The sequence below is a fragment of the Micromonospora sp. 4G55 genome, assembly GCF_016803375.1.
In genome coordinates this window covers 1-7,120 of record NZ_JAEVHN010000306.1, presented here as the reverse complement: position 1 = coordinate 7,120, position 7,120 = coordinate 1, and the positions used below count along the sequence as shown (strand labels likewise).

The 7,120-nt window shown below is 73.2% G+C and carries 3 protein-coding genes and 1 pseudogene; 1 reads left to right on the top strand and 3 read right to left on the bottom strand.

From position 1 onward, the window contains the following. The 3 genes from JNW89_RS22255 to gltB form a co-directional block, all read right to left on the bottom strand. Nucleotides 1–1,000, bottom strand: a 1,000-nt coding sequence (locus JNW89_RS22255) for a glycosyltransferase family 4 protein (RefSeq protein WP_238450367.1), incomplete at its 3' end; no start/stop codon positions are given. Between the two features lie 16 nt (nt 1,001–1,016). Then, the gene (locus tag JNW89_RS22250; RefSeq protein WP_309140015.1) at nt 1,017–1,808 is read right to left on the bottom strand and encodes a phosphatidylinositol mannoside acyltransferase; all 792 of its coding nucleotides are present in this window, start codon (nt 1,806–1,808) and stop codon (nt 1,017–1,019) included. Next, a complete protein-coding gene (gene gltB, locus JNW89_RS22240; protein ID WP_238450366.1) occupies nt 1,801–6,456 on the bottom strand; it encodes a glutamate synthase large subunit in 4,656 nt (1,551 codons plus the stop codon). Before gltB ends, JNW89_RS22250 begins: the two co-directional genes overlap by 8 nt. Before the next feature lie 146 nt (nt 6,457–6,602). Between gltB and JNW89_RS22235 the strand changes: the two are divergent. Continuing rightward, nucleotides 6,603–7,120 (top strand): annotated as a pseudogene (locus tag JNW89_RS22235) (hypothetical protein); the annotation flags it as partial.

Genomic DNA, 7,120 nt, shown 5'->3' with positions numbered 1-7,120 from the left:
CGAGCAGGTCGGCCAGGGCGGTACGCAGCGCGGCCGCGTCCCCGGTCGGGAAGAGCCGGCCGGCCCGCCCGCCGTCGAGCACCCGGCGGAACGCGTCGAGGTCGCTGGCGACGACCGTGGTGCCGGCGGCCAGCGCCTCGGTGAGGATCATCCCGAAGGACTCCCCGCCGGTGTTCGGGGCGACGTAAAGGTGCACGCTGCGCAGCATCCGGGCCTTCTCCTCCTCCGGCACCATGCCGAGGAAGGTCACCCGGTCGCGCAGCTCGGCGGGAAACTGCCCGAACAGGTCGTCCGGGTCACCGGGGCCGGCCGCCAGCAGGCGCAGGCCGGGCCGGTGCGACGCCAATGCGACGAAGGCGTCGCGCAGGATCGGGAACCCCTTGCGGGCCTCGGTGAAGCGGCCGAGGAAGCCGAGCGTGCCGCCGGTGCCCGGCGCGCACTCCCCCGGCCAGCCGGGCAGCGGCTCGACGCCGGCGAACTTGGCCACCGCCACCCCGTTGGGGATCTCCACCGCACCGCCGTCCATGTGCTCGACCTGAACCTTCCGGGCCAGGGCGCTGACCGCGATCCGGGCGGTGATCCGCTCCAGCACGATCTGCAGGACGCCCTGCGCGGCGGCGAGCACCCGGGACCGGGTCATCGCGGTGTGGAAGGTCGCCACCACCGGCCCGCGCGCGGAGAGCACGGCCAGCATCGACAGGCTCAGGGTCAGCGGCTCGTGCACGTGCAGCACGTCGAAGTCGCCCCGGGTGAGCCAGCGGCGCACCCGGGCCGTGGAGACCGGGCCGAACGCGATCCGGGCCACCGACCCGTTGTACGGCAGCGGCACCGCGCGCCCCGCCGAGACCACGTACGGCGGCAACGCCGACTCCTCGTCGGCCGGGGCGAGCACGCTCACCTCGTGACCGAGCCCGATCAGCGCCTCGGCGAGGTCCATGATGTGGTTCTGCACCCCACCGGGTACGTCGAAGGAGTACGGGCACACGATGCCGATCCGCACGTAGGCGCCCTTCCCGTCAGGCCTGGCCGGTGACCGGCGCAGGTGATGTCGCGCCGCTGTCCGTGCTCCGCTGGTCCAGCCACATCCGCTGCAACATGTGCCAGTCTTCCGGATGCCGCGCGATGCCCGCCGCCAGAGCGTCGGCAATCCGCTGGGTCAGCAACCGGACCCGCTGGTCCAACGGTGCCGAGTCGGGATCCGGCAGCGGCAGCGGACCCTCGAGCGAGGCGCACGCGGCGTCCGATTCGTACCACATCGACGCGACGTAGAGCGGGGCGCCGGTGCGGACCGCCAGCAGCGCGGGGCCCGCCGGCATCCGGGTCCGGCCGCCGAAGAAGTCGACCTCCACCCCTCGGGCGGAGAGGTCCCGGTCGGCCAGCAGCGGCACCACCGTGCCGGCGCGGACCCGGTCCACCAGCACGTCGAAGGCGGGCCGGTCGCCGCCGTGGGTGGGCAGGATCTCCATGCCCAGGCCCTGCCGGAAGGCGAGGAACCGCTCGTAGACCGCCTCGGGCTTGAGCCGCTCGGCGACGGTGGTGATCGGCCAGCCGGTGGCGGCGACCCAGGCGCCCGCGGCGTCCCAGTTGCCGGTGCGGACCAGGTCGTTCCAGTCCGGGATGCGGTTGCCCAGCGGGCAGCCGTCGTGGCAGAACGGGATGCCGCAGTCCATGCACCGGGTGGCCTGCTCGCGGATCAGCTCCTCGCCGGCCGGCGGGTAGACCTCGCGCCAGTCGCTGATCCGCACCGGCACCGGGCGGCGCGCCGGCAACCGCCGGTCGTAGCGCAGGAAACCGTTCGGGTCAGGCACGAGCCACCTCCTGGGCCGCCACCCGCGGGGCGGGCGGCACCGGCGCGGTCAGCGCAGACATGACCGCGTCGTCGACGTCACGGCCGGCGGCTTCGGCGGCCCGCATGATCTCCATCACCCGGCGGTAGTCCCGGGGGACCACCGCGGTGAACTCCTCCACCGCCTCCGGCCAGCGCTTGAGCAGCTCCGCGCCGAGGACGGAGTCGGTCTCCGCGACGTGCCGCTGCACCAGCTCGTGCAGCAGGTCGCGCTCGGCGTCGCGCAGCGACACCAGGTCCACCAGCTCGGCGTTGACCCGGTCGGTGTCCAGCCGGTGCACGTACGCGGTCCCGCCGGACATGCCGGCGGCGAAGTTGCGCCCGGTCTCGCCGAGCACCACCACCGTGCCGCCGGTCATGTACTCGCAGCCGTGGTCGCCGACGCCCTCGACGACGGCCACCGCGCCGGAGTTGCGCACCGCGAACCGCTCCCCCACCCGGCCGCGCAGGAACAGCTCGCCGCCGGTGGCCCCGTACAGGATGGTGTTGCCGGCGATGATCTGGTCCTCGGCCCGGGCGCCGGCGGCGGCGTCCGGGTCGGCGAACGGCGCGGCGGCGTCCGGGCGGACGACGATCCGCCCGCCGGAGAGTCCCTTGGCGACGTAGTCGTTGGCGTCGCCGTGCAGCCGCAGGGTGACCCCGCGCGGCAGGAACGCGCCGAAGGACTGCCCGGCGGTGCCGCGCAGCACGAACTCGATGGTGTCGTCGGGCAGGCCGGCGCCGCCGAAGCGGCGGGTGACCTCGCCGCCGAGCATCGCGCCGACGCTGCGGTGCTCGTTGCGCACCGCCACCTCGACCCGGACCGGGCTGCCGTCGCGCAGCGCCGGCTGCGCCAGGGCGATCAGCTCGTTGTCCAGGGCCAGTTCCAGGCCGTGGTCCTGGGCCCGCACGCCGCGCCGCGCGGCGTCCGCCGGCAGCTCCGGCAGGTGCAGTACGCGCCCGAGGTCCAGCCCGTGCGCCTTCCAGTGCTGCACCGCCGGGGCGACGTCGAGCAGCTCGGCGTGCCCGATCGCCTCGTCGATGCTGCGGAAGCCCAGCTCGGCGAGGTAGCCGCGGACCTCCTCGGCGAGGAAGAGGAAGAAGTTCTCCACGAACTCCGGCTTGCCGGTGAACCGCTCGCGCAGCACCGGGTTCTGGGTGGCGATGCCGACCGGACAGGTGTCCAGGTGGCAGACCCGCATCATCACGCAGCCCTCGACGATCAGCGGGGCGGTGGCGAAGCCGAACTCCTCGGCGCCGAGCAGCGCCGCGACCAGCACGTCCCGGCCGGTCTTGAGCTGGCCGTCGACCTGCACGGTGACCCGGTCGCGGAGCTTGTTGAGCAGCAGCGTCTGCTGCGCCTCGGCCAGGCCCAGCTCCCACGGGGTGCCGGCGTGCTTGAGCGAGTTCAGCGGGGAGGCGCCGGTGCCGCCGTCGTGCCCGGAGATCAGGATGACGTCGGCCTTGAGCTTGGCGACGCCGGCCGCGACGGTGCCCACGCCGACCTCGCTGACCAGCTTGACGTGCACCCGGGCGGCCGGGTTGACGCACTTCAGGTCGTGCACCAGCTGGGCGAGGTCCTCGATGGAGTAGATGTCGTGGTGCGGCGGCGGGGAGATCAGGCCGACCCCCGGGGTGGCGTGCCGGGTCCGGGCGATCCACGGCCAGACCTTGTTGCCGGGCAGCTGCCCGCCCTCGCCGGGCTTGGCGCCCTGGGCCATCTTGATCTGGAGGTCGTCGGCGTTGACCAGGTATTCGCTGGTCACGCCGAAGCGGCCGCTGGCGATCTGCTTGACTGCGGAGCGGCGGGCCGGGTCGTACAGCCGCTCGACGTCCTCGCCGCCCTCGCCGGTGTTGGACTTGCCACCGAGCCGGTTCATCGCGATGGCCAGGGTCTCGTGCGCCTCCGCCGAGATCGACCCGTACGACATGGCGCCGGTGGCGAACCGCTTGACGATCTCGGTGGCCGGCTCGACCTCGTCGATCGGCACCGCCGGACGCACCCCGGTACGCAGGGTGAACAGCCCGCGCAGCGAGCCGGCCCGCGCGGCCAGCTCGTCGACCTTGGCGGTGTACTGCCGGAACACGTCGTACTGGCGGGTGCGGGTGGCGTGCTGGAGCAGGAAGACCGTCTCCGGGTTGAACAGGTGCAGCTCACCCTCGCGGCGCCACTGGTACTCGCCGCCGACCTCCAACCGGTCGGAGGTCTCCGCGCCCGGCGCCGGCCAGGCCAGCGCGTGCCGGGCGGCCACCTCGGCGTGGATCTCGTCCAGCCCGATGCCGCTGATGGTGCTGGGGGTGCCGCGGAAGTAGCGATCCACCAGCCGGGTGTGCAGCCCGACCGCCTCGAAGACCTGCGCCCCGCAGTACGACGACACCGTCGAGATGCCCATCTTGGACATGATCTTCAGGACGCCCTTGCCGAGCGCCTTGACGTAGTTGCGGATGGCCTTGCCGGGGTCCACGCCGACCAGCGCGCCGGTGGAGATCATGTCCTCGACCGACTCGAAGGCCAGGTACGGGTTGACCGCCGCCGCGCCGTACCCGATCAGCACGGCCGCGTGGTGCACCTCGCGGCAGTCGCCGGACTCGACGATCAGCGCCACCTGGGTGCGGGTCTGCTCGCGGACCAGGTGCTGGTGCACCGCCGCGGTGAGCAGCAGCGACGGGATCGGCGCCAGGTCGGCGTTGGAGTCCCGGTCGGACAGGACCAGGATCCGCACCCCGTCCTCGATGGCCTCCGAGACGTGCCGGCAGATCTCGGTGAGCCGCGCCTTGATGCCGGCGCCGCCGTCACGGACCCGGTAGAGCCCGGAGACCCGGACCGCCTTGAAGCCGGGCAGGTCGCCGTCCTCGTCGATCGAGAGGATCTTGGCCAGCTCGTCGTTGTCGATCACCGGGTACGGCAGCACGATCTGCCGGCAGCTCGCCGGGCCCGGGTCGAGCAGGTTGCCCTCCGGGCCGATGGTCGACGACAGGCTGGTCACCAGCTCCTCCCGGATGGCGTCCAGCGGCGGGTTGGTGACCTGGGCGAAGAGCTGGTGGAAGTAGTCGTAGAGCAGCCGCGGCCGGGTCGACAGCGGGGAGATCGGCGTGTCGGTGCCCATCGAGCCGAGCGGCTCCGCGCCGAGCCGGGCCATCGGCGCGAGCAGGATCTTCAGCTCCTCCTCGGTGTAGCCGAAGGTCTGCTGGCGGCGGCGTACCGAGTCGTGGGTGTAGACGATGTGCTCGCGCGGCGGCAGGTCGGTCAGGTCGATCAGCCCGGCGTGCAGCCACTCGGCGTACGGCCGGGCGGCGGCCAGCTCGGCCTTGATCTCGTCGTCCTGCACGATCCGCCCGTTGACGGTGTCGACCAGGAACATCCGGCCCGGCTGGAGCCGCCCCTTGGCGACCACGGTGGCCGGGTCGAGGTCGAGCACGCCCGCCTCGCTGCCGAGCACGACCAGCCCGTCGGAGGTCCGCCACCAGCGGCCCGGGCGCAGCCCGTTGCGGTCCAGCACCGCGCCGACGATCTCGCCGTCGGTGAAGGCGACCGAGGCGGGCCCGTCCCAGGGCTCCATCAGGCTGGCGTGGAACCGGTAGAAGGCCCGCTTGTCCGCCCGCATGCCCGGGTCGTTCTCCCAGGCCTCCGGGATCATCATCAGCACCGCGTGCGGCAGGCTGCGCCCGGCCAGGTGCAGCAGTTCCAGGACCTCGTCGAAGTTCGCCGAGTCGGAGGCGCCCGGGGTGCAGACCGGGAAGATCCGCCGAATGTTGCCGGGGATCTCGGGGCTGCGCAGCAGCGCCTCCCGGGCCTGCATCCAGTTCCGGTTGCCACGGATGGTGTTGATCTCACCGTTGTGCGCGATGAACCGGTACGGGTGGGCCAGCGGCCAGGACGGGAAGGTGTTGGTGGAGAACCGGGAGTGCACCAGCGCGATCGCGCTCTCCACCCGCTCGTCGGTCAGCTCCGGGAAGTACGCCGGCAGCTGGTCCGGGGTGAGCATGCCCTTCCAGGTCATGGTCCGCGAGGACAGCGACGGGAAGTACGCCGGCACCCCCCGCTCGGCGCTCTCCCGCTCGGCCTGCTTGCGCACGCAGAACGCCACCCGGTCCAGGTCGAGGCCGGCCAGCGGCGAGCCGGCCGGGCCGGCCGGGGTGTCGGTGAGCCGGTGCGCGGCCAGGAAGAGCTGACGGATCCGGGGCATCGCCGCGAGCGCCGTCTCGCCCAGCCCGCTCGGGTCGACCGGCACGTCCCGCCAGCCGAGCAGGTCGGCCCCCTCGACCAGGGCGTACTTCTCCACCACCTGCCGGGCGCGGGCCTCCGCCGCGTCGTCGTCGGGGAGGAAGACCAGGCCGGTGGCGTACTGGCCGACCGGCGGCAGCGGGAAGTCGACCACCGCGCGCAGGAAGGCGTCCGGGACCTGGATCATGATTCCGGCGCCGTCACCGGTGTTGTGTTCCGCGCCCCGGGCGCCCCGATGGTCCAGGCGGCAGAGCGCGCCGAGGCCGCCCGCCACCACCGCGTGGGAGCGCCGGCCGTGCAGGTCCGCGACGAAGGCCACGCCGCACGCGTCGTGCTCGTTGGCGGGGTCGTAGAGACCGGCCGCGGGCGGGGCCGACTGCGGGCTGTGAGGGTACGGAAAGGCCACCGGGCCTCCTGTCGTCACTCAGGTTGGATCATGGTCGGGACGACGTCGGCCCTTGGCGGTTTATTGAGTCTACGTTAGGGAGACCCGCGCAAGGCCAGTGCAGATTGATCACACCTTCCAGACTCTGGGACAGGTAGTCTCGCGCGGTGGATCCCCTGCGCAGCGAAATCCTCGCCCGGCTGGAACGCTTCTACGACGCGGTGCCCCGCGACGTCGCACGCGGGGAGGAGCACGGCGCGCTCGTGCTCTTCGTTCGGGAAGGGGTCGGCTGGCCGTTCTACGCCCGGCCCCGCCTCGACGCCACCGCGCCGCCGTCGCTGGCCGACGTCACCGCCGTCCGCGAGCGGCAGCGCGAGCTGGGCCTGCCCGAGGCCCTCGAGTGGGTGCACGAGACCACGCCCGACCTGCTCGCGGTGGCCCGGGCGGCGGGGCTGAGCGTGCTGGAGGCACCGCTGATGGTGCTCGACCCGGCCGCCCTGCCGCGAGCGGCAGCGCGAGCTGGGCCTGCCCGAGGCCCTCGAGTGGGTGCACGAGACCACGCCCGACCTGCTCGCGGTGGCCCGGGCGGCGGGGCTGAGCGTGCTGGAGGCACCGCTGATGGTGCTCGACCCGGCCGCCCTGCCCGACCCGGCGACGCTCACCGACGTACCGGTGCGGGTGCTGG